The organism is Rhodobacteraceae bacterium M382 (genome assembly GCA_025141015.1).
GTDB lineage: Bacteria > Pseudomonadota > Alphaproteobacteria > Rhodobacterales > Rhodobacteraceae > Aliisedimentitalea > Aliisedimentitalea scapharcae.
The window spans coordinates 181,933-204,322 of the sequence record CP081098.1; the positions used below are offsets into that span (position 1 = coordinate 181,933).

Genomic DNA, 22,390 nt, shown 5'->3' on the forward strand with positions numbered 1-22,390 from the left:
GCTTGCGACTTTACGTATTTTCCGAAAGCTATCAGTAACGATAGTGTTCCGGCTTGAACGGGCCATCCGGGCTCACGCCGATATATGAGGCCTGATCGGCATCAAGTTTCGACAGCTTCACGCCAATCCGATCCAGATGCAGTCGGGCGACTTTTTCGTCCAAGTGCTTGGGCAGGATATAAACGTCGTTGTTGTATTCGTCACCTTTGGTGAACAGTTCGATCTGCGCCAGCACCTGGTTTGTGAACGATGCCGACATAACGAACGACGGGTGGCCGGTGGCGTTACCCAGGTTCAGCAGGCGACCTTCGGACAGCAGGATCAGACGGTTGCCCGAAGGCATCTCGATCATGTCCACCTGTTCCTTGATGTTGGTCCACTTGTGGTTCTTCAGAGCGGCAACCTGAATTTCGTTATCAAAGTGGCCGATGTTGCCAACGATGGCCATGTCCTTCATCTCGCGCATATGCTCGATGCGGATCACGTCCTTGTTGCCCGTGGTGGTGATAAAGATATCGGCGGTTGCGACTTCATCTTCCAGAAGGGTGACTTCAAACCCGTCCATGGCAGCCTGCAGGGCACAGATCGGGTCAACTTCGGTGACTTTCACGCGGGCACCCGCACCACGCAGAGAAGCGGCCGAACCTTTGCCAACATCGCCGTAACCACAGACAACTGCGACCTTACCGGCCATCATGGTGTCGGTGGCGCGGCGGATGCCGTCGACCAGCGATTCTTTGCAGCCGTATTTGTTGTCGAACTTCGATTTGGTGACCGAGTCGTTGACGTTGATCGCCGGGAACGGCAGGTGACCGTCCTTGACCAGTTGATACAAGCGATTCACGCCGGTGGTGGTCTCTTCGGAAACGCCTTGGATCTGGTCGCGCATCTTGGTGAACCAGCCCGGCGAGGCCGCCATGCGTTTTGCGATCTGCACCTTGATCACTTCTTCTTCTTCCGAGGTCGGAACCGCGATGATCTCTTCGCCGGCTTCGGCGCGCGCACCCAGCAGAATGTACAGCGTCGCGTCGCCGCCATCATCCAGGATCATGTTCGGGCCGTCAGCGAACATAAAGGACTTGTCCAGATAGTCCCAATGCTCTTCCAGAGTTTGACCTTTGATGGCGAAAACCGGAATGTCTGCCGCTGCGATCGCAGCCGCGGCGTGGTCTTGTGTCGAGAAGATGTTGCACGATGCCCAGCGCACATCCGCACCCAGAGCAACCAACGTTTCAATCAGAACCGCAGTCTGGATGGTCATGTGCAGCGACCCGACGATCCGCGCGCCTTGCAGTGGCTTGCTTTCACCGTATTCCGAACGTAGGGACATCAGCCCCGGCATTTCGGTCTCTGCAATATCCAATTCCTTGCGGCCGAACTCGGCCAGCGAAATGTCCTTGACGATATAATCCCCGGCCATGGTCAGCTCCGTTCCGGTTAAAGGGTCAGTTTCGCTGCCCCCTAGCACTCCTAGGCAAAAGAGGCAACAAAGTAGACCCGCAGACCCGGTATGACCGGCAAGACCCTGCGTCAGCCATTTATCAACTGGCGGTATCGTTGGTGATTTCGATGGGTGTGGCTTTGAAAAAATCGGTACCGGCCGCCATCACACAGCTGATCCCGTTTGCATTGGTCATCAGGACCGTGAACGTACCGGTTTCGTCCGAGGACCAGATTTCTAGAACAGAATGCGTATTGCCGCCGGTTTGCAAACCCCCGACGGTCAGTTGCTCGGCAAATTTGGATTGCAACCGCTCGACAACGGTGTCGCGCAGCGCGCAATTCGCGGCAAATGCAGGGGGGGCCAATGCGGCCATTCCAAAGGTAAGGGATAGTGCCAACAAACGCTTGAACATGACGTTCTCCTTCACATAGTGGTTGCTATCTGAGGAGGGCACGCCTGGGAGGAAGACACGCCCCCCTCGTTCTTGATATCATGATCGGTGGCCCGGATTTCAAACCACGGGTCCTCAAGAAAAGTTGGCAGCATGTGATCGGATACGGTTTTCAGACTGCGCCGAAATTGTGGCAAAACCAAGGCAACAAGCAAAAGGTGTACCAAAATGGCAACAAAACCCAGAGCTTGGCAACGGATGTTGTCCGGTCGCAGATTGGACCTTCTTGACCCTACACCAGTCGATATCGAGATCGAAGATATCGCCCATGGGTTGGCGTTTGTTGCGCGTTGGAATGGTCAGACTCAGGGCGATTTCGCCTATTCCGTGGCTGAACATTCTTTGTTGGTTGAGACTCTATTTTGTCGGCTAAACCCCAAAGCCCCGGCAAAGTGGCGACTGGCGGCCCTGCTGCACGATGCTCCGGAATATGTGATCGGAGACATGATCTCCCCGGTGAAAGCGTCCGTAGGCCCAGCCTACGAAGAGCTGGATACACGATTGACCGCAGCCATTCACATCCGGTTCGGCCTACCCGCTGCGTTGCCGGTTAGCATCAAGAAGCAGATCAAAAAGGCCGACCGCATCAGCGCCTGGATGGAAGCCGTGCAAATTGCCGGTTTCACCAAAACCGAAGCCAACAAATTTTTTGGTCGCCCAGATACTGACCTTATCAACGATCTGAACATCACGTTGCGTCCTCCGGTCGAGGCACGCAACGCCTATACTGCACGTCATCAACAGCTTCTTGAAGCGTTGGATTGATTGGCCATCAGGCTTTCTGGGAGTCGGATTGCGCCTGCTGCGCACGCCGTTGACGGCGCTCCTGTCGGATCTGGCGAATGCGCCGCTGGACAAACACTGGGGATTCGACAAACCGATCGTTGCCACCCAACCCTTTGTCTTCGAGTGCCTGTTTGCGGTCCTCATCGGACAAAGCAGTCCAATGGGATCCATCCTGGATGAACCCGTATTTCTGTAGCGCTGGACCGATAACAGAGTGGTCCAATTCACCAAAACTGAGCCGACTTGATTTACGTTTGTTTGTTGGTACCCATTCTGTCCGCAAGGCTCCGATGACCAGCGGTTTGCTACCGCAAAACTGACTGACGTTCCTTGCCAGCAAATTATCCACGCCTGATTGACGGCGCAGGATCATGGCCACAGGCTGATCCGGCCGCCCCACCATTGCGAACAGGTGCAAGGCAGATCCATCAGCGGCGATGACTTTCCTGGCGGCTTTGTAATGCGCCAGTTGAACCGTCAGGCTGTGCTTTTCAGGGTAAAAGATTTCGTACCCTTCGGCCCGCAGATAATCCTCCATCCGCTCTTCACCCAGCATGCCACCTTTGGCCAACCCCAGCTTGGACCGTGAGATGTAGATCTTTTCCGGCCCATCGGGTTCGACGTCACGTGCGAAACGAGAATGGATGGCATCCCTATATTTCTGTGTACCCGCCGTTATCAATCCCAGACCAAATCCCTGACCTGGGACCACCAGCTCTTCGACCTGCATTGGCTGGGCCGTTACCCGAACTGGAAGATCGGGCTGCATCAGGGACATGTATTCGCGATGAAAACCACGCACCTCTTCACCGACACGCGGGCGCTTCGGAATGAACAGGATACCATCAAAAGGCGTGTCCATTTCAGCCAATGGCCAGATCCGTGACGCGCTTTCCACCAGAAAATGCCCGAAATGCGCCCACAGCACCCCGCCCCACAGCCATCGCCCCGGCAGAGTTTCCGCAATGGCATCAGGCATTGCCGGCTGGGTGGTGATAGGTCGGTATTTGCGCCACAGCGCACCCTCAGGACAATACGTTCCATCGGAATGCAGAATGCCGGCCTCTTGTACAAAGCTACTTTCGATCGGAGGTACGACGATAGCGTTGCGCAACGTCGTCAGGCTCTCTGACCATCCGCCTTCTGGCAATGGCTGATGGTCAGGACCGAATTCGGGCTGGGTCATCTAGCGAACCTCAGCGTGGGCTACGCTTGGCAAGGATCCGTTGCAGCGTCCGCCGGTGCATATTCAACCGTCGGGCAGTTTCCGAAACATTCCGGTCGCACAACTCATAAACGCGCTGAATATGTTCCCAGCGGACGCGATCTGCGCTCATCGGGTTTTCTGGCGGAGGCGGCAGCTCATCTTCGCGGGTCAGCAGTGCATTGGTGATATCTGTCGCATCGGCGGGTTTGGACAAATAGTCTGTCGCGCCAATTTTGACCGCAGCCACCGCGGTTGCGATCGCACCATATCCGGTCAACACAACAACCCGGCTATCGGGGCGTTTTTCCCGCAACACTTCGACAACATCGAGCCCGTTTCCGTCCTCGAGCCGCAGATCCACAACGGCATAGGCCGGTGGACGCGCGGTGGCAATGGCGCGCCCGGCAGCGACAGATCCCGCTGTTTCCACTTCGAAACCGCGTTTTTCCATGGCCTTGGCAAGGCGTCTCAGGAAGGGTTCGTCATCATCGACCAACAACAATGACCTATCAGGTCCAATCTCCTGCTGGGCGCCTTCGACCATGTTTGTGTCCTCCGCAGCGAATTTATTCATCTATTGTGACGAATATGACGGGCGCAGAGTCAAAGGTCAAACACTGCGCCATCAGATGTTGTCGATAAAACAGCCGATCTTGTCCGCCATCTGTTCAGCCGTCTCATCACGACGGAAAAACTCGACAAATCCCTGTTCCGGCAACACGAGATAAGAAAAGGTCGAATGATCCACCAGATAATATTCCGGATCGCCTTCCTGCTTCTTGAAGTAGGTTTTGTAGGTTTTGCTTGCTGCTTTGACCTGTTCCTGAGATCCGGTCAGACCGATCATCTTTTCATGCAGGTTTTCAGCAAAATCACCGACAACTTCGGGCGTGTCCCGTTCCGGGTCGATCGAGATGAACACCGGCGTTATCGACTGTCCGCGCTCGGCCAGTACATCTACGGTATCGGCATTGCGCGCCGTGTCCATCGGGCACACATCGGGGCAGAACGTATATCCAAAATAGACCAGCGAAGGTTCGGTTATCACATCCACGTCCGTGACGGTTTCCCCACTGGCATTGACCAATTCAAACGGGCCGCCAATGGTCGCAGTTCCACCGGCAATCTGGGACGACCGGCATTGGGCAAACTGATCCTTGCCCCCGCCCATCATCTGGGTCGCAACCCAGGTGCCCCCCACTGCGGAAACAACGGCGGCGGCGGCGATATAGGCATACATACGGGACATGAGACTCTGCCTTGCTGTGCAAGATATGTTGAACGTTTCGGCGCAGACACCTATCAATTTGGTCAGCCGATGCAACCTAGATGGGATCACAATGTCGGAATCCAATATCGGCCTGTTCAGCGGTCAACAAAATAGCAACCGGATTCGCCTGCGCACGATGATCCTGTTGCGGTGGGTCGCCATTGTGGGCCAGATCGCTGCCATTTCAGTGGCGCAACAACTGTACAATCTGCAGCTGGAATTGGGCCTGTGTTACATGGCCATCGGCGTTTCGGTGATCGGCAACCTGATCGCGATCTTTGTGTTCCCAGAAAACAAACGCCTGACCGAATTTGAAAACTTCATGATGGTGATGTTTGACCTGCTGCAACTGTCGATGCTGTTGTATCTGACTGGCGGCTTGAACAACCCATTTGCCCTGTTGGTTCTGGGACCAGTAACCGTGGCCGCCAATGTCATGGGAATGCGATCGACGCTGATCATCGGGGCCACGGCTATCATCATGGTGACCCTGCTGGCCCAGGTACATTTACCATTGCGCACCGATCAGGGATTTATCCTGCGGGTGCCTGAGCTGTTTGTATTCGGCAATTGGATTGCCATCATTATTGCTGTGATTTTTATGAGCGCCTACTCCCAAAGGATCAACGCGGAAATACGCTCTATGTCGGATGCGTTGGCAGCAACGCATATGGCGCTGTCACGTGAACAGAAACTGACGGACCTGGGCGGAGTTGTGGCGGCCGCCGCACACGAGTTGGGCACCCCTTTGGCCACGATCAAATTAACCAGCGCCGAGTTGATTGAAGAACTGGATGACAGACCCGAACTGCGCGACGACGCTGCGCTGATCCGGGAACAGGCCGATCGCTGCCGAGATATTCTGCGCGATATGGGACGGGCCGGTAAAAATGATCTGCACCTGCGCAAGGCCCCTTTGTCAACTGTGGTCAATGAAGCCGCTGAGCCGCATACCACCCGGGGAAAATACGTGCATTTTGACGAAGGTCCGGCCGAAGGCGGCGGGCTTCAACAACCAACCATCTTGCGCAAGCCTGAAATCATTCACGGCTTGCGCAACCTCATCCAGAACGCTGTCGACTTCTCGCGCGCAAATGTCTGGGTCGAAACTGCATGGACTGATGACACGATCACTGTACGTATCACCGACGATGGACGGGGATATCCTCCGCAAATGCTGGGTCGGATCGGAGACCCATTTGTTCGCCGTCGCCGCACAGAAAGCGACCGCAAGACGCGCCCCGAATACGAAGGAATGGGATTGGGACTGTTTATCGCCAAAACCCTGCTGGAGCGCACAGGTGCCGAGCTGAGCTTTGCCAATGGATCTGATCCACTCGGCACAAAGACGACTCCGGTGGAACGGCGTGGTGCGATTGTGGTTGTCAAATGGCCCCGCGATCAGATTGACGCCGTGTCCGGAGAGAATGCGTTGCCAATTGGACTGAATCAGCATTTTGAAATCTGAATTCCTCCAAAGTTCGGGTTGGTTAAGCCTCCGTTAACCATTTAGCCACCAGAGTCTGCCTAACGGAAAACTACATGGCTAAGAGATGCAGGACTTTGGAATATTCGACTGGCTTGTCATTGCTGCGATCTGCCTGACGGCTGCGTCTTTGGCTGTTTTTGTTCTGTCACCGCGACTGAACAAATTCGGATCAACAATCTACTCGGGCGTCAACGTCAATGACCCGGTGTTTCTGTTTGATGAAACACTCCTGATCGACAAATCCTCCAGCGCCGCCCGATTGCTGTGCTCCTGCTCTGACCCGACATCCTGGTCCGGGATCCGGAAAATGCTGCTTCCAACATTCCCCGGCCTGCCCGAGACACCCGATATGCTGCGCACGAGCGGCGCAATGACCTTGGGAGGTGTTGGGAATAATCACGGGCGCGAGGCCGTTTGCGAATGGATTGACGGCGTGACCCGTGTTCACCTGCGCAAAGCGGAATTGCCCGAAAATCCGATATGCGGTTCCGAATTACAGAACTTGCGAACGGCCATGGATGCCGCTCCTTATCCGGTATGGCGGGAATCTGAAGACGGACGCATCGCGTGGTGCAACCAAGCTTATGAGAACTTACATCACAGGTTGAAAAGAACCGGGCGCAAGGTTTCGGACCCTCTGTTTCCTGAACTGTCCCTGCCGGTGGTTGCCGGCCGCAAATCCCGCGTTTCCATTCCTGTCCCTGACAGCAATCAAAAGCTGTGGTTTGACGTCTCTACTGTCCCAAATGATGGCGGTAAATTAGGGTATGCTGTTGATATTAATGCAGTTGTTGATGCCGAGATAGCACAAAGAAACTTTGTACAGACGCTGGCCAAAACCTTTGCCCAACTGTCGATCGGATTGGCAATTTTTGATCGCAATCGCCAGCTTGCACTGTTCAACCCCGCCTTGATTGATCTAACCGCACTGCAAGCGGATTTTCTCAGTTCACGGCCCACATTGTTCGACTTTTTTGACCGGCTCCGCGACAGCCGCGTCATGCCCGAACCCAAAGACATCAAATCCTGGCGTCAGCGAATTTCAGACCTGGTGGAAGCGGCCGCCGACGGGCGGTATCAGGAAACTTGGTCACTGCCATCCGGTTCGGTTTATTCGGTCAGCGGGCGACCACACCCCGATGGCGCTGTGGCCTTCCTGTTCGAAGACATCACTGCAGAAATCACCCTGACCCGTCGGTTTCGCTCGGAGCTGGAACTGGGCCAGTCGATTGTTGATAACCTGGATCAGGCCATTGCCGTTTTTTCCGGAGATGGAACTCTCACATTTTCCAATGCGACCTATCATGCGATGTGGGGGCTGGATCCCGACACCAGCTTTGCCCAGATGACTGTCCTGGAATCTTGTCGTGCCTGGCAGGACAAATGCCGCCCCACAATGTTGTGGGGTCGTGTCAGTGACATTGTACAGATGCGTGAACACCGCAGTGAAAGCTGGGAAGACGTGGTCGAGATGCGGAGCGGACAACGGTTCACCTGCAAGGTCAGCCCAATCCAGAACGGAGCCACCATGATCTGTTTTTCAAAAATGGATGGTTCAGAAATTTCCGCGCAAGACACTGTACAGCTTCCTGTTCTGACCTGATCTGACTTGCTGCCGATCATTGGCTGGGCCATTGTAGCGGCATGACGGCAAAGCAGCAGAAAATCACCCTTTCATCCCCCCAGGACACTGCAGAACTGGCCGCCCGTTTGGGCGCTAAATTGGTGCCTGGCGATTGCCTGTTGCTGAACGGAGGCATCGGCGCTGGCAAAACACATTTCGCCCGCAGTTTGATTCAATCTCTCATGGACTATCCCGAGGACGTTCCCTCGCCTACCTTTACCCTGGTTCAGACATACGACACCAACGCCGGAGAGCTATGGCACGCCGATTTGTATCGGCTGTCCTGCGTGGATGACATTGTCGAATTGGGCCTGGATGAGGCCATGGCCTCAGCAATCTGTCTGATTGAATGGCCTGACCGGCTCGCTGAATTGACCCCAAAGAACGCCCTGACACTTTCCTTTTCGCTTGCCCCCGAAGAGGCTGACACCCGACATCTGACCCTTGGCTGGACCGATCAGAGATGGTCCGATTTGCTGGAAGTGACCCATGACTGACCGTGCCCAATTGGCTGACCTTTTTCTGGCCCAAACTGCCTGGGCTCACGCCCAACGCGCTCCTTTGGCCGGGGATGCCTCCAACCGCCGCTATGAACGCCTGACGGACCCAGACACGGGGACAACTGCAGTTTTGATGGATGCGCCACGGGACAAAGGCGAGGATGTCCGCCCATTTGTCCGTATCGCCCGCCATCTGTCAGCCCAAGGCATGAGCGCGCCAGAAATCCTGGCCGAAGACGCCGAACATGGGTTTCTCCTGCTCGAAGACCTAGGCGATGCGCTGTTCGCCCGAGTGATCCCTGAGCATCCAGAGCTGGAAACCACGCTGTATCAACGTGCCACAGATCTGTTGGTCACACTGCATCAGGCACCCCTGCCCGATCTGGATCGCTATGGCCCTCGATTGATGGCCGAAATGGCCGGGCTTGCATTCGGGAAATATCGCGCAGGTGTTTTTGGCGGTTCGGAACCGGAACTGCAAACCCGTTTTGAAAACAGGTTCGAGGATATTCTTCGCCTGAACATCAAGGGCGACAGCGTTCTGGTCCAGCGCGACTACCATGCCGAAAACCTGTTGTGGTTACCCGAACGCAAGGGCATCGCCCAGGTCGGTTTGCTTGATTTTCAGGATGCCCGCGCGGGGCATCGCGCTTATGATCTGGTATCCCTGTTGCAGGACGCCCGCCGCGATGTACCACCGGGGATCGAAATGCGAATGATCGACAGGTACATCACCCAAACTGGCATCGATGATCACGGCTTCAGAACCGCTTATACAATTCTAGGTGTGCAGAGAAATCTGCGCATTCTGGGCGTGTTCGCCCGACTATCACTGGAACATGGCAAGCCACATTATGTCGATCTGATCCCGCGGGTCTGGAACCATTTCATCCGCGGATTGGATCATCCGGTGCTTGCACCTGTTTCGGATATGTTACGCGAATCGCTACCCGCCCCAACCCCGGACACACTCGACCGGTTGCGCGGCCAATGACACTTCCAGTGATGCTGTTTGCCGCTGGTTTCGGCACCCGTATGCGCGACCTGACCCGGGACCGTCCCAAACCGCTGATAAAAGTCGATGACTGCCCGTTGATTGACCACACGTTGGGCATTGCCCGTGCCGTCAATCCACCCCGGATTGTTGCCAACACCCATTACAAACCACAGATGTTGGCGGACCATCTGCTGCCGCAGGGCGTGATCATTTCAGAGGAACAGCCCGACATATTGGACACTGGCGGCGGTTTGCGCGCGGCGCTGCCAGTGCTGGGCCATGGTCCGATTATCACCATGAACACTGATGCGATCTGGTCTGGCCCGAACCCGGTTCAGCTGGCTCTGGACATGTGGAACCCGGATTGCATGGATGCGCTGTTGGTCTGTGTTCCCATGGAACAGGCCCTTGGACGCCAGGGCGGCGGCGACTTTTCCTCCGATGAACACGGTCGGGCGTTCCGGGGCGGCAATCTGGTCTATGGAGGTGTGCAAATCCTGAACCCGGAAGGGCTGTACGACATCCCCGATCGGGTGTTTTCCCTGAATATTTTGTGGAACGCAATTTCGGCCAAAAACAGGCTCTATTGTGTGAAATATCCCGGAAAATGGTGTGACGTTGGTCACCCCGAAGGCATCCCACTGGCCGAAACCTTGTTGAGACAATCTGATGTTTGAACCCACCGACAAGCCCCGCGTTTTTGCCCTGCCTTGCGGTGTTGATTTCCCGCGTGCCCTGGTGGACGGGCTGATGCACCGCTCCCAGGGTCAATCTCCCGATGCGCTGGCCCGGGTCGAGCTGATCGTCAACACAGACCGAATGTACCGACGCGTCAACACGTTGTTTGACTGTGGACCGGCTCTTCTGTTGCCACGATTATCGCTTTTGACCACCATTGGCGCACACAAACTACCCCGGGCTCTGCCTTCATTACGGCGTCGGCTGGAATTGTCACAACTGGTCGCAAAGCTGTTGGACGCGCAACCAGACTTGGCCGCACGGTCATCTCTATTCGACCTGGCCGACAGCCTTGCAGAATTGATTGATGAAATGCAGAGCGAAGGAGTCGCTCCGCAAGTAATCCGGGAATTGGATGTTTCCGACATGTCCAACCACTGGAGCCGTGCGCAGAAGTTTATCGACATCGCGGATGACTTCCTCGGCCAGCATGACCATCCCGTTGATACCCAGGCGCGACAGCGGCAGATCGTGTTGAACCTGATCGAAGAATGGCAGGAAAGCCCACCACAACATCCCGTTATTCTGGCGGGGTCGACCGGATCGCGTGGCACGACGTTGATGTTGATGCAGGCCATTGCCCGCCTGCCCCAAGGGGCTGTCATCCTGCCCGGCTTTGACTTTGACCAACCTGACAACGTCTGGCGCGGGCTGGATGATCCGATGATTTCCGAAGATCATCCTCAATTCCGATTCCACCGTCTGATGCGTGATTTAGATCTGTCACCGCAGGATATTCAACGTTGGACCAATGATCCGGCGCCTTCAACAGCACGCAATCGGTTGGTGTCCCTCGCCATGCGCCCAGCGCCTGTAACGGATGCCTGGATGAGCGAAGGCCCCAAGTTGAGCGATCTGGATCAGGCCACCACCGATGTGACCCTGGTCGAAGCGGCAAGCCCACGAGCCGAAGCGCTGGCCATTGCGTTGCGTCTGCGCCAGGCCGCTGAAACCGGGCAAACTGCGGCCCTGATCACCCCGGACCGTATGCTGACCCGCCAGGTTTCGGCCGCATTGGATCGTTGGGACATCCTGCCGGACGATTCCGCAGGCCAGCCGCTGCAGCTGTCTCCTCCCGGTCGATTTCTGCGCCATGTGGCGGAACTGTTCTGCAAGCCATTGACCGGTGATGCGCTGTTGACCTTGTTGAAGCACCCTTTGACCCATACGGGAGACGAGAGGGGCACACACAAGAAAAATTCACAGGATCTCGAGTTGTTCATACGGGATAAGGGAATCCCTTTTCCTGATTCGGAAAAATTTGAACAGTTCGCAGCTAGACACGCCATCACGCCGGGTTGGGTAGATTGGTTATCTAAACAGTTCGTTGACCAACACGTGGCGGGATCATTGCAACTAACCGCATGGGTCAAACGTTTGGTCGATCTGGCCGAAGCGATTGCTGCTGGCTGTCAATCCTGTGGGTCCGGCATTCTGTGGGATGAAAAAGCGGGTCTTGAGGCGCGAAAAGTCATCGACACGCTCACCGCCGAAGCCACACACGGCGGCAGTATGAAGGCACGCGAATTTGCTGACCTTTTGAACGCAATATTGGCACAAGGCGTCGTTCACGACTACAACGCTCCCCATGGCCGCATCATGATCTGGGGGACGCTTGAGGCGCGAGTAATGGGCGCGGATCTGTTGGTCCTTGCAGGGTTGAACGAAGGCAGCTGGCCGGAACCTTCCAAACCCGATCCCTGGTTGAACCGGGCATTGCGAAACCAGGCCGGGCTATTGTTACCAGAACGCCGGATCGGCCTGTCAGCTCACGATTTCCAACAGGCCATCGCCGCGCCCGAAGTCTGGTTGACCCGGTCCGTTCGCTCGGACGAGGCGGATTCGGTGCCCTCCCGCTGGTTAAACCGTTTGTGCAACCTGCTGGACGGTCTCCCCGGTCAAGGTGGTCCACAGGCGTTGACGCATATGCGGGCCCGAGGTCAGACTTGGCTGGAATGGGTGGACGCGATCGAAACCCCAACCCCCATACCAATGGCAACCCGACCATCCCCGCGCCCGCCGGTTCACGCCCGCCCCCGTCGATTGACCGTGACCGAAATTCCCCGGCTAATTCGCGACCCCTATGCGGTATATGCCAAACATGTCCTGCGCCTTAGACCACTGAACCCGCTGGTGCAGGCACCCGATGCATTGTTGCGCGGGATTGTCGTGCACGAGGTGTTTGAAAAGTTCATCCGTGACTCGATGGATGACAAAGATCTTTTGACCGCCGACTCGTTACTGAATCTATCGGAGGCACTGTTGGAACAGCATGTGCCCTGGCCAACGGCACGGCGTCTGTGGTGGGCCAGGATCAAACGAATTGCCGGACCATTCATAACCAGCGAACTGGCGCGACGCGCAACCTGTCATCCGGTTTCATTCGAAGCCAAAGGAGAAATCCGGCTGGACCCGTTGGATTTCAGCATCGTCTGCCGCGCCGATCGGATTGATATAGATGATCGCGGCTTTCTGCATCTGATTGATTACAAAACCGGCGAACCACCGTCTGAAAAGAAACAGATCAAATTCGAAAAACAACTGCTGATCGAAACTGCCATGGTCACCGAAGGCGCGTTCACGAATTTTGGTCCAGCCGAAGTTGCCCGCGCCCTGTTCATCGGATTGGGCAGCTCACTCAAAGAAATTCCTGCGCCCATCGACAAAGAACCACCCGAAAAGGTCTGGGCAGAGTTGCGGAAACTGATTGAAACCTATTTCGACCCTAACCAAGGGTTTTCCAGCCGCCGTATGCTGCATCTGGATACGGATCACGGCGATTATGACCATCTGGCACGCTTTGGTGAATGGGACCGCAGCGCCATGCCAGAACCGGAGACATTTACATGAGTGCGCGCAACGATGCCACCGAGCGCCAGGTTCAGGCCGCCCGCCCCGATACGTCAACGTGGCTGGCCGCGAATGCCGGATCGGGCAAGACCCGGGTTCTGACCGACCGGGTGGCCCGGTTGTTGCTGCGTGGGGTTCAGCCCCAGCATATCCTGTGTCTGACCTATACCAAGGCGGCAGCTTCGGAAATGCAAAACCGGCTGTTCAAACGGTTGGGCGAATGGGCGATGCTGAATGATCATGCATTGACGGTCGCGCTCGAAGATCTTGGTGCCGAGGATGCTATCTCATCAGATCGCTTGCGTCAGGCCCGCACTCTGTTCGCCCGCGCCATCGAAACGCCAGGTGGGTTGAAAATTCAGACGATTCATTCCTTCTGTTCGTCTCTGTTGCGACGATTTCCATTGGAAGCAGGTGTCAGCCCACAATTCTCCGAGATGGAAGACCGCGCCGCATCGCTGTTGCGGGCAGAGATCGTCGAGGATTTTGCCAAAGGCGACCGGGTCACACTGATCGATGACATGGCTCAGCATGTGACTGACAGCGATTTCGATACCCTGACAGCCGCAATTTGCCATCGCCGCGCCAGCTTTGACACACCAATGTCCGCATCCGATCTGTTGGCGTTGTTCGACCTGCCCGATGGATTTGACCAGGCCGCGTTGGAAGCAAGAGTGTTTCTGGGCGGCGAGGAGAACCTGCTAGAGCGCACGCGCGCGATGCTGTCCACTGGCGGTACTAATGATCAAAAGGCGGCTGTCAAACTTGCTGCCATTGCCCGACCTACGGTGCCAGATTTGCCGGTTCTGGAAAACGTATTTCTAACCGGAGCAAGCGCCAAAGAACCTTTTTCCGCCAAGATAGGGTCTTTTCCCACCAAAAAGCTGCGCGAATCTCATGGCGAGCTGATGGATCAGCTAGAGCCATTGATGCTGCGCATCGAAGACGCGCGCGCCAAAAGGCTGGGGCTGGTGGCGGCGCGCAAATCCATGGATCTTCATGCGTTTGCCGCTGCGTTCCTACCTGAATACGAACGGCGCAAACAGCTGCGCGGGTGGCTTGATTTTGACGATTTGATCCTAAAGGCACGTCAGTTGCTGAACGACCCGGCGGTGGCGGCTTGGGTGTTGTATCGGCTCGACGGTGGCATCGACCATATTCTGGTGGACGAAGCCCAGGACACCAGTCCAGTTCAGTGGGACGTCATCGAAAAGCTGGCTCAGGAATTCACCAGCGGTGAAGGGGCGCGTTCGGATGTGGAACGCACCATCTTTGTCGTTGGGGACAAAAAACAATCGATTTATTCGTTTCAAGGTGCCGACCCAGATGCCTTTGACAGGATGCAGGCCGATTTCGGTGCTCGGTTGCGCGATACCGGTTCGCAGCTCGAAGACCTGACATTGGAATATTCCTTTCGCTCTTCTGCAGCAATTCTGGGGCTGGTTGATCTGGTGTTTTCCGACAGTCCTCAGGCTGGATTTCACAAGGAAGCACTGCATCGCGCATTCAAATCCGATTTGCCAGGGCGGGTCGATCTGTGGCCAGTTGTGGAAAAGGTCGATGATGACGAAGACCGCGACTGGACAGACCCGGTAGACCGGCCCAGCGCGCGGCATCACAATGTCATCCTGGCCGAACAGATCGCGGACAGTATCAAACAGCTGATCGACAGCGGTGCAACATTGCCCGAAGACGGATCCAAACGCGGCACATTTGTGCGCCGCCCTGTGCAACCGGGGGACTTTTTGATCCTGGTGCAACGCCGGTCGGATCTGTTCTCCGAAATCATCCGCGCCTGCAAAAAGGCCGAATTGCCGATTGCCGGAGCAGACCGGCTCAAGGTCGGCGCGGAACTTGCGGTCAAGGATCTGGCAGCGCTTCTGAGTTTTCTGGCCTTGCCAGAGGACAACCTTTCTCTAGCCTCTGCACTAAAATCACCTCTTTTTGGCTGGTCAGAACAAATGTTGTTTGATCTGTCTCATCGCCGTCAAAATAAAGAATATCTGTGGGAAACGCTCAGAAAGCGTCAGGAGGAGTTTCCCGAAACATTTCGCGTTCTTTCTGATTTACGAAAAAATGCCGACTTCCTCCGCCCCTTTGATCTGATCGAACGCATTCTGACCCGCCATGACGGGCGGCGAAAATTGCTGGGTCGATTGGGTCCAGAGGCCGAAGACGGGATCAACGCTTTGCTTTCCCAGGCTTTGGCCTATGAACGCACGGATATTCCCAGCCTCACTGGGTTTCTCGTCTGGATGCAAACCGACGATCTGGAAATCAAACGCCAGATGAGCGCCGCGGGCGACATGATCCGAGTGATGACTGTTCACGGCTCCAAGGGATTGGAAGCACCGATTGTGATCCTGCCGGACACCGGTCCGCGCCGTGCCAGCCGGGATGGCGAAATCATGTTGGCCCAGGGCGTTCCATTGTGGAAGCTGCCCAAGGATCAGATGCCAGATGCGCTGATGCAGGCCAGAACCGAGGCACAGGACAGGCAAAAGAGTGAGCGTTTGCGTCTGCTATATGTGGCTCTAACACGGGCAGAAAAATGGTTGATTGTGGCCAGTGCCGGGGAGATGTCAAAAGAAGGCGACAGTTGGTACCAGTTGGTCGAAACCGCAATGCACGATGCTGGAGCCATCGAAGTAGAGGTTCCAAATGGTCGTTGTCTGCGAATGGAACACGGCGACTGGAATGGGTTGGAATTGGTGACTCCCGCGCATCATGTGCGCCATATCGTTCCCTTGCCCGGCTTTCTGACGCTTCCGGCAGCCCCCTATTTCGCGCCGCCCAGAGCGCTGAGCCCGTCTGAATTGGGAGGCCCAAAAGCTTTGCCTGGAGATCAGGGTTTGGACGAAGAAACCGCAATGCTACGCGGGACCCGGATCCATCTTCTTCTCGAGCATCTGCCCGCCCTACCCCAATCCGACTGGGATCATGCCGCAGAGATGCTATTGGTAGACGCACCAGATCTGGCTGATCTGATGGCCGAAGCCAAAACTGTTCTGATTTCCCCTGATCTGGCCTGGCTGTTTGCCCCCCATGCGCTGGCCGAAGTTTCCGTAACCGCAGATTTGGGCCCGGAGCGGATACATGGGGTGATCGACCGGCTGGTGATCGGGGCTGATCACGTGCTGGCGGTGGATTTCAAAACCAATGCCACGGTCCCCACAACGCCTTCGGAGGTACCGCTGGGATTGTTGCGCCAAATGGCGGCCTATAGCCACGCGCTGGCACAAATCTACCCGGACAAACGGATCGACACTGCAATCCTGTGGACCCGAACAGCAACACTGATGCCGCTACCACACGATCTTGTGTCAGGCACCATCATTGGGCAGCTGTCGGGTTGACGACGACGGTCGGGCTACATACGTTCCGATCCCAGTTGCCATACACTCAGGAGACATTCAGATGTCCACCGTAGCCGTCACCGACGACACATTTGACGCCGAAGTCAAAAATTCCGAAGTCCCCGTAGTCGTGGATTTCTGGGCCGAATGGTGCGGCCCCTGCAAACAGATTGGTCCCGCTTTGGAAGAGCTGGCCAGCGAATACAATGGTGCCGTGAAAATCGCCAAGGTTGATGTGGATTCCAACCCGAATGCCGCTGCAGCAATGGGTGTTCGTGGCATTCCGGCCCTGTTCATCTTCAAGGACGGACAGGTCGTGTCAAACCGTGCTGGCGCTGCCCCAAAGGCTGCGTTGAAAAGCTGGATCGACGATTCGATCTGATCTGTGTGATCAAATCTTGTGAACAAGGCGCTCCGGTTGGGGCGCCTTTTTTTGTGGGCGTTCTTGTTGCGAACGCGGCAGCGTCATACGCTCGCTTGCAGATTGGCCAGCACAAACAGGGAAGAAACTCATGCAACATGTTCTTTGTCTCGTCGTCTTTTTGGCTGTTGTCGTGACAACCGCATCAACCGCCCAGGCGACAATTGCATGTTCAATCGTTTCCCATGCACAGAACAAAACCAGCGTGAGCCTATTTTTGGAACCAGACGGGACGTCAGTCGCAATACGGGAGGTCCCTGTGGGCGATCTGGTTGTCTATCCACAAGAAGAACTGGCACCGGCCCAGGCCGAAGGCTGGGTCTGGGTTCGGCACGACATGACACAAGAAACAATATGGCAGACCGGCATGTTCGGTTGGGTCAGGAGCGAGAACATAGCAAATTGTGGATAGCTGCCAAACTGGCTTGCCCGTCGATCGCAGACTGGATCTGTTTCGGCACTGCGATGTATGATCAAACTATTGAAAAAATACGGAGATAGCATGGCCAAGACACGGGTATTGGTGGAATTCGGAATGGGCACGTCGCTCAGGCGCGAAGACTACACTCAGGCTGCGGATCGAGCGATCCGGGACGCGTTGTGGCACAATTCGGTCAATATGGCCGAGCTGTTTGATTTCCCAAAAGAAGCCATGATCATCGATGCGGAAATTGGCGTACAACAGCCGGACAAGGTGGATGTCACAGCATTGATGAAGATTTTTCCATATGGCACGCCGACAATCACAGTCAGAAAAGGCGGGCTGAATGTGGAAAAACACCACACCGATGGGTGCACTGTAATCGCCAATGCAGCTATCGTTGTCTCTTTTGATCTGGAGGCCGTGTGATGGGCGAAAAACGCATCATTTTGGAAATGGGTACCGGCAACGATTTATATGGTCAGGACTATACCAAGGCTGCGCGCCGCGCGGTTCAGGACGCGCTGCACCATTCTTCGATTACGCTGTTTTCAAAGTTGGGGGTGGATCATACCGAAATGCGGGTACAGGTGACCGTTGCTGTGCAGAACCCGGATGCGGTGGATTGTGATCTGGTTGCCGGCGATCTGCCCAGAGGTCGGGCCCAGGTGCGCGCTGTCCACGGTGGGCTGGACATACAAGATATCGAAGCCGGGACTGTTCACGTGATCGCCACTGCTGCTGTCGAGGCCTTTCTGCCGGACTTGTCCGGAGCCTACAAGCTGACACAGTGAAGACAGCTCTGGAAAAAACGAAAGCCGCGCCTCTGATCAGAGGTGCGGCTCAATTGCCTTGAAATATCTGCATGGGTTCAGAACAGATCACCACGGGTCAGACCGATGTCGTTCAGCTGGTGTTCGCTAAGACGGGACAGGATCTTGCGGGTCACGCGGGCCTGGTTCCAGGCAACAACGGAATTTTTTACGTTCATCAGCGAGTCGACAACACGCAGAGTTGCGACTGCACCAACTGGAGCTTGAGTTTGGGCGAGGGTATGGGCCATTTTTCACGTCCTTCAGAATTGGGGTTGTTCGTGTGTTTGTTGATGAGGCTCATGTAGGGTCCAAAGGTGAGTCCCACAATTGCCAAAAAAACAGGCCCGCTCTGCGCGCTTTGCATAGCACTTGAACAAAACGTTAACGGGCACCCAACGGCCAGCCCGCCGTCAACAGCCTGTCGCGGATCTTTCCCTCCGCGCCATCAATCCCGGCGTTGATCGACATCTTTTGCCAAAACCAATAAATATAGGCCGCATAATCCGGGCGCAGTTGGGGGGCCATTTCCAGCGCTCGGGCCACGCCCGTTCTGTGTACATTGGCTGCAATGTGATGAAAATCGATCCGCCCGAACAGCACCAATGGTTTGCCGAAAAAGAACCCAGCAAACCCCGCGGATGAATTCTGGGTTACAACATAGTCGCAATTGGCCAATAGATCGACCATGCCTCCCACGGCTATCTCAAGTCGTGGATACCGAGACTCGAGTCGCTCCAAGGCCGTCAGTTCGGCCTGCGCATAGGTCTCTTTTGGGTGCAACGTGGCAATCACTTTGCGACGCGGTTCGTGTTCCAGTACTGCTTGGATCATCGAAATGGGGGAACAGGTTTGAAATGATCGGTGATCAAGCAACCGACCCTGAAGCGGAACATAAACATACCCATCCTCTTGAGCGCGCTGCGGTGCATCCCCGAACTGGCGCTTGCTCCAAAATCGATAGAACCGGTCCATTTCTTGTCTGGGTGTGTCCGGGCAAGGCGTGAAATCGGCCATGGACACCGGCCACTCCCACCGCTTGGCCGTATCTGCAATGTTCCAGAACGGAAATTCATAAACCTTGCGCATGGTCAGGGCCCGATCATGAAGCGGATCGGACATATGGAACATGGCGTATCCCGGTCGGTCTACCGATTGTTGCAATGTATCCGGGTCGTGACCCAGATAGGCAATGTCAAAGCCCGCTGCCCGGACGACACGGTTGATACGGTTAATGAAATTATGCCCACCTCGCTCTGCCCGCTGGCGCAGTTGATCATGCAGGTAATAAGTCAAAATGCGGTCATCGGGCATGATGGCACGTTAGGCAGACAGAAAAGCCATCGCAACCTGAACCTCTTGTGCGCATGGGAGCACGGGGCCATATAGATCAACAACAAACGGAGACATTCATGGCAGAAGATCAATTTCCAGGCTGGCACGGCACCACAATCATTGGCGTCAAGAAAGGCAAAGAGGTGGTAATCGCCGGCGACGGCCAGGTCTCGCTTGGGCAAACCGTCATCAAGGGATCCGCCCGCAAGGTCCGCCGCCTGAAACCCGGTGGGTTCGAAGTGGTTGCAGGATTTGCTGGCTCTACTGCCGATGCCTTTACTCTGCTGGAACGTCTCGAAGCCAAACTGGAATCCACTCCCGGTCAGCTGGCGCGGGCCTCGGTCGAACTGGCCAAGGACTGGCGCACTGACAAATACCTGAAGAACCTCGAAGCAATGCTGATTGTGACCGATGGCACCGATATGTTCGTGATCACCGGAGCCGGCGATGTGCTGGAACCCGAACATGACGTGGCCGCCATCGGATCGGGTGGTAATTTTGCCTTGGCCGCCGCACGGGCCATGATGGACAGCGACAAGTCCGCCGAAGAAGTGGCCCGAGGCGCAATGGCGATTGCTGCCGACATTTGTGTCTATACAAATGGTCGACTGACAGTCGAAAAAATCGACAGCTGACTTTAATCCGCTATTGCTCCCTCAACAAAAAAGGGGCGGCTGTCTCCAGCCACCCCTGTCAGGTCATCCGTGAGTGGGTTTCGACCTGTTAGTTCAATGTTGCAACGCCCAACGGCACGTTGAATTTGCGACACCAAATGTAAACTTCGTTGTGGCCGGAAATATCGACCCCGGCTGGAACCGCATAAGATTGCCCACCTTTCAGGTTGCGCAGTTCACCCAAATCCGTGGCTGGGTCATATTTCCCGTTTTTGCCCAAACCGACACGTGGATCAGGTGCTCCGTCCAACGAGAAGTCGTCACCCAGTTCGACGACATATCCACCATCCTCTTTCACAATTTTCACCTTGCCGGTGGTGATGTGTTTGCTGCGGCCCTCAAAATGACCACCCTCGGCGGCAAATGCCTGTGGCCCTGAAATGATCAGCGCTGCGCCGGATGCTACGGCTACGCTCAGAAAATTTCGACGATTGATCATTGGATCTCTCTCCATATTCACGTCCCTGGGCATCTGTGCCCTCGCCTAATCTCGGTGTACCGACCAGTCATTGTAAGGGTTGCTCACGCGCCGCTGATCTATCGTGTTTGCTGGGTGTTTTTGCGTGAGCATCTTGTGATTGGGTTGAGTTTTCCGCGTCCATGATTAGGTTCGCATCGAAACAATGAAATGAGTGACCATGACCGATCTGACCCCGCGCGAAATCGTTTCCGAACTGGACCGGTTCATCATTGGACAGAACGACGCCAAACGCGCCGTTGCCGTTGCGCTGCGCAATCGCTGGCGACGCAAACAATTGTCCGATGACCTGCGCGACGAGGTTTATCCAAAAAACATCCTGATGATCGGCCCCACCGGTGTGGGCAAAACCGAAATCAGCCGCCGCCTGGCCAAACTGGCCCGCGCCCCCTTTATCAAGGTCGAGGCGACCAAATTCACCGAAGTCGGCTACGTGGGGCGTGACGTGGAACAGATTGTCCGTGATCTGGCGGATGCGGCAATTCTGCAAACCCGTGAATACATGCGCGAAGACGTCAAGGCCAAGGCCCAAACGGCCGCCGAAGAACGGGTGATTGATGCCATTGCCGGTGCAGAGGCCCGCGAAGGCACCCGCGAGATGTTCCGCAAAAAGCTCAAGTCTGGTGAACTGGACGACACAGTCATCGAGGTGGATGTGGCTGACACGTCCAACCCGATGGGCAGCTTTGAAATCCCCGGCCAACCTGGATCCAATGTCGGTATGATGAATCTCGGCGATTTGTTCGGCAAGGCTATGGGCGGGCGCACCGTGCGCAAGAAAGTTACCGTAGCCGACAGTTATGAACTTTTGATTGGTGAAGAGGCCGACAAGCTTTTGGATGACGAAGCAGTCACACGTTCTGCACTGGATTCGGTTGAACAGAACGGCATCGTGTTCCTGGATGAAATCGACAAGGTTTGTGCCCGATCTGACGCACGCGGTGGCGATGTCAGCCGGGAAGGCGTGCAGCGGGATCTGTTGCCACTGATCGAAGGCACCACCGTCAGCACTAAACACGGCCCGATCAAGACCGACCACATTCTCTTCATTGCGTCTGGTGCATTCCACATTGCCAAACCCAGCGATCTTCTGCCCGAACTTCAGGGCCGCCTGCCGATCCGGGTTGAGTTGCGCGCCCTGACTGAAAAGGATTTTGTGCGCATCCTGACGGAGACTGACAATGCGTTGACCTTGCAATACACCGCCCTGATGGGCACCGAAGAGGTCACAGTCAGCTTTACCGATGATGGGATCGCCGCATTGGCCAAGATTGCAGCCGACGTGAACCAATCTGTCGAAAATATTGGGGCTCGCCGGCTTTATACGGTGATGGAGCGTGTGTTTGAGGATCTGTCTTTCGCTGCGCCCGACCAGTCCGGAACAAGCGTTACCGTCAACGCCGATTTTGTCGAAAAAAACCTGGGCGAACTGACCCGGTCCGCGGATGTGAGCCGTTATGTTCTGTAGTTCTGTCGCATTGATCAAACTGTCTATTTGACTGATCGTTCGTTCCTGTGCTGGACATTCGCAATCGCA

The 22,390-nt window shown here is 55.7% G+C and carries 21 protein-coding genes; 13 read left to right on the forward strand and 8 right to left on the reverse strand.

The window, feature by feature from the left end; all coding sequences use genetic code 11:
• Positions 1–31: 31 nt before the first annotated feature.
• Together ahcY and K3727_00855 are read right to left on the reverse strand one after the other, a co-directional pair.
• Positions 32–1,420: an adenosylhomocysteinase gene (gene ahcY, locus K3727_00850; GenBank protein ID UWQ91400.1), complete on the reverse strand. Its 1,389-nt coding sequence runs from the start codon at positions 1,418–1,420 to the stop codon at positions 32–34.
• 121 nt (positions 1,421–1,541) lie between these two features.
• Entirely contained in the window at positions 1,542–1,856 is a 315-nt protein-coding gene (locus K3727_00855) for a hypothetical protein (protein UWQ91401.1), read from the reverse strand.
• A 207-nt stretch (positions 1,857–2,063) separates the two neighbouring features.
• On the opposite strand from K3727_00855, the gene K3727_00860 reads away from it, so the two are divergent.
• Entirely contained in the window at positions 2,064–2,660 is a 597-nt protein-coding gene (locus tag K3727_00860) for an HD family hydrolase (GenBank protein ID UWQ91402.1), read from the forward strand.
• Positions 2,661–2,667: 7 nt separating this feature from the next.
• Here K3727_00860 and K3727_00865 read toward each other — a convergent pair whose 3' ends face one another.
• The 3 genes from K3727_00865 to K3727_00875 form a co-directional block, all read right to left on the reverse strand.
• On the reverse strand, positions 2,668–3,867 hold the full coding sequence (locus K3727_00865; protein UWQ91403.1) for a glycosyltransferase family 61 protein: 1,200 nt from the start codon (positions 3,865–3,867) through the stop codon (positions 2,668–2,670).
• Positions 3,868–3,877: 10 nt separating this feature from the next.
• A complete protein-coding gene (locus K3727_00870; protein UWQ91404.1) occupies positions 3,878–4,432 on the reverse strand; it encodes an ActR/PrrA/RegA family redox response regulator transcription factor in 555 nt (184 codons plus the stop codon).
• 81 nt (positions 4,433–4,513) lie between these two features.
• The gene (locus K3727_00875; GenBank protein ID UWQ91405.1) at positions 4,514–5,137 is read right to left on the reverse strand and encodes an SCO family protein; all 624 of its coding nucleotides are present in this window, start codon (positions 5,135–5,137) and stop codon (positions 4,514–4,516) included.
• 91 nt (positions 5,138–5,228) lie between these two features.
• On the opposite strand from K3727_00875, the gene K3727_00880 reads away from it, so the two are divergent.
• The 10 genes from K3727_00880 to K3727_00925 all read left to right on the forward strand — a co-directional run bounded on the left by K3727_00880 (position 5,229) and on the right by K3727_00925 (position 18,348).
• Complete coding sequence (locus tag K3727_00880; protein UWQ91406.1) at positions 5,229–6,626, forward strand: ActS/PrrB/RegB family redox-sensitive histidine kinase; 1,398 nt, start codon at positions 5,229–5,231, stop codon at positions 6,624–6,626.
• Between the two features lie 85 nt (positions 6,627–6,711).
• Complete coding sequence (locus K3727_00885) at positions 6,712–8,250, forward strand: PAS-domain containing protein (GenBank protein ID UWQ91407.1); 1,539 nt, start codon at positions 6,712–6,714, stop codon at positions 8,248–8,250.
• Positions 8,251–8,291: 41 nt separating this feature from the next.
• On the forward strand, positions 8,292–8,768 hold the full coding sequence (gene tsaE / locus K3727_00890) for a tRNA (adenosine(37)-N6)-threonylcarbamoyltransferase complex ATPase subunit type 1 TsaE (protein ID UWQ91408.1): 477 nt from the start codon (positions 8,292–8,294) through the stop codon (positions 8,766–8,768).
• On the forward strand, positions 8,761–9,765 hold the full coding sequence (locus K3727_00895; GenBank protein ID UWQ91409.1) for a phosphotransferase: 1,005 nt from the start codon (positions 8,761–8,763) through the stop codon (positions 9,763–9,765). Before tsaE ends, K3727_00895 begins: the two co-directional genes overlap by 8 nt.
• An 11-nt stretch (positions 9,766–9,776) precedes the next feature.
• Complete coding sequence (locus K3727_00900; GenBank protein UWQ93221.1) at positions 9,777–10,445, forward strand: nucleotidyltransferase family protein; 669 nt, start codon at positions 9,777–9,779, stop codon at positions 10,443–10,445.
• Positions 10,438–13,356 carry a double-strand break repair protein AddB gene (gene addB / locus K3727_00905; protein ID UWQ91410.1) on the forward strand — a complete coding sequence of 973 codons (2,919 nt, stop codon included), beginning with the start codon at positions 10,438–10,440 and terminating at the stop codon, positions 13,354–13,356. The genes K3727_00900 and addB overlap by 8 nt, the downstream gene beginning before the upstream one ends.
• Positions 13,353–16,712: a double-strand break repair helicase AddA gene (gene addA / locus K3727_00910; protein ID UWQ91411.1), complete on the forward strand. Its 3,360-nt coding sequence runs from the start codon at positions 13,353–13,355 to the stop codon at positions 16,710–16,712. The genes addB and addA overlap by 4 nt, the downstream gene beginning before the upstream one ends.
• A gap of 61 nt (positions 16,713–16,773) precedes the next feature.
• Complete coding sequence (gene trxA / locus K3727_00915; GenBank protein ID UWQ91412.1) at positions 16,774–17,094, forward strand: thioredoxin; 321 nt, start codon at positions 16,774–16,776, stop codon at positions 17,092–17,094.
• Positions 17,095–17,635: 541 nt separating this feature from the next.
• Positions 17,636–17,983, forward strand: coding sequence for a Lin0512 family protein (locus K3727_00920; protein UWQ91413.1), 348 nt, complete (start codon positions 17,636–17,638; stop codon positions 17,981–17,983).
• Positions 17,983–18,348, forward strand: a complete 366-nt coding sequence (locus K3727_00925) for a Lin0512 family protein (GenBank protein ID UWQ91414.1) — start codon at positions 17,983–17,985, stop codon at positions 18,346–18,348. Before K3727_00920 ends, K3727_00925 begins: the two co-directional genes overlap by 1 nt.
• Positions 18,349–18,425: 77 nt before the next feature.
• On the opposite strand, the gene K3727_00930 is transcribed toward K3727_00925, so the two are convergent.
• A complete protein-coding gene (locus K3727_00930; protein ID UWQ91415.1) occupies positions 18,426–18,617 on the reverse strand; it encodes a DUF1127 domain-containing protein in 192 nt (63 codons plus the stop codon).
• Between the two features lie 133 nt (positions 18,618–18,750).
• Positions 18,751–19,680, reverse strand: coding sequence for a hypothetical protein (locus K3727_00935; protein ID UWQ91416.1), 930 nt, complete (start codon positions 19,678–19,680; stop codon positions 18,751–18,753).
• Between the two features lie 137 nt (positions 19,681–19,817).
• Between K3727_00935 and hslV the strand changes: the two genes are divergently transcribed.
• On the forward strand, positions 19,818–20,336 hold the full coding sequence (gene hslV / locus K3727_00940) for an ATP-dependent protease subunit HslV (protein ID UWQ93222.1): 519 nt from the start codon (positions 19,818–19,820) through the stop codon (positions 20,334–20,336).
• An 88-nt stretch (positions 20,337–20,424) separates the two neighbouring features.
• On the opposite strand, the gene K3727_00945 is transcribed toward hslV, so the two are convergent.
• A complete protein-coding gene (locus K3727_00945; protein UWQ91417.1) occupies positions 20,425–20,814 on the reverse strand; it encodes a DM13 domain-containing protein in 390 nt (129 codons plus the stop codon).
• Positions 20,815–21,013: 199 nt separating this feature from the next.
• Between K3727_00945 and hslU the strand changes: the two genes are divergently transcribed.
• Positions 21,014–22,321, forward strand: a complete 1,308-nt coding sequence (gene hslU, locus K3727_00950) for an ATP-dependent protease ATPase subunit HslU (GenBank protein ID UWQ91418.1) — start codon at positions 21,014–21,016, stop codon at positions 22,319–22,321.
• Positions 22,322–22,390 lie beyond the last annotated feature (69 nt).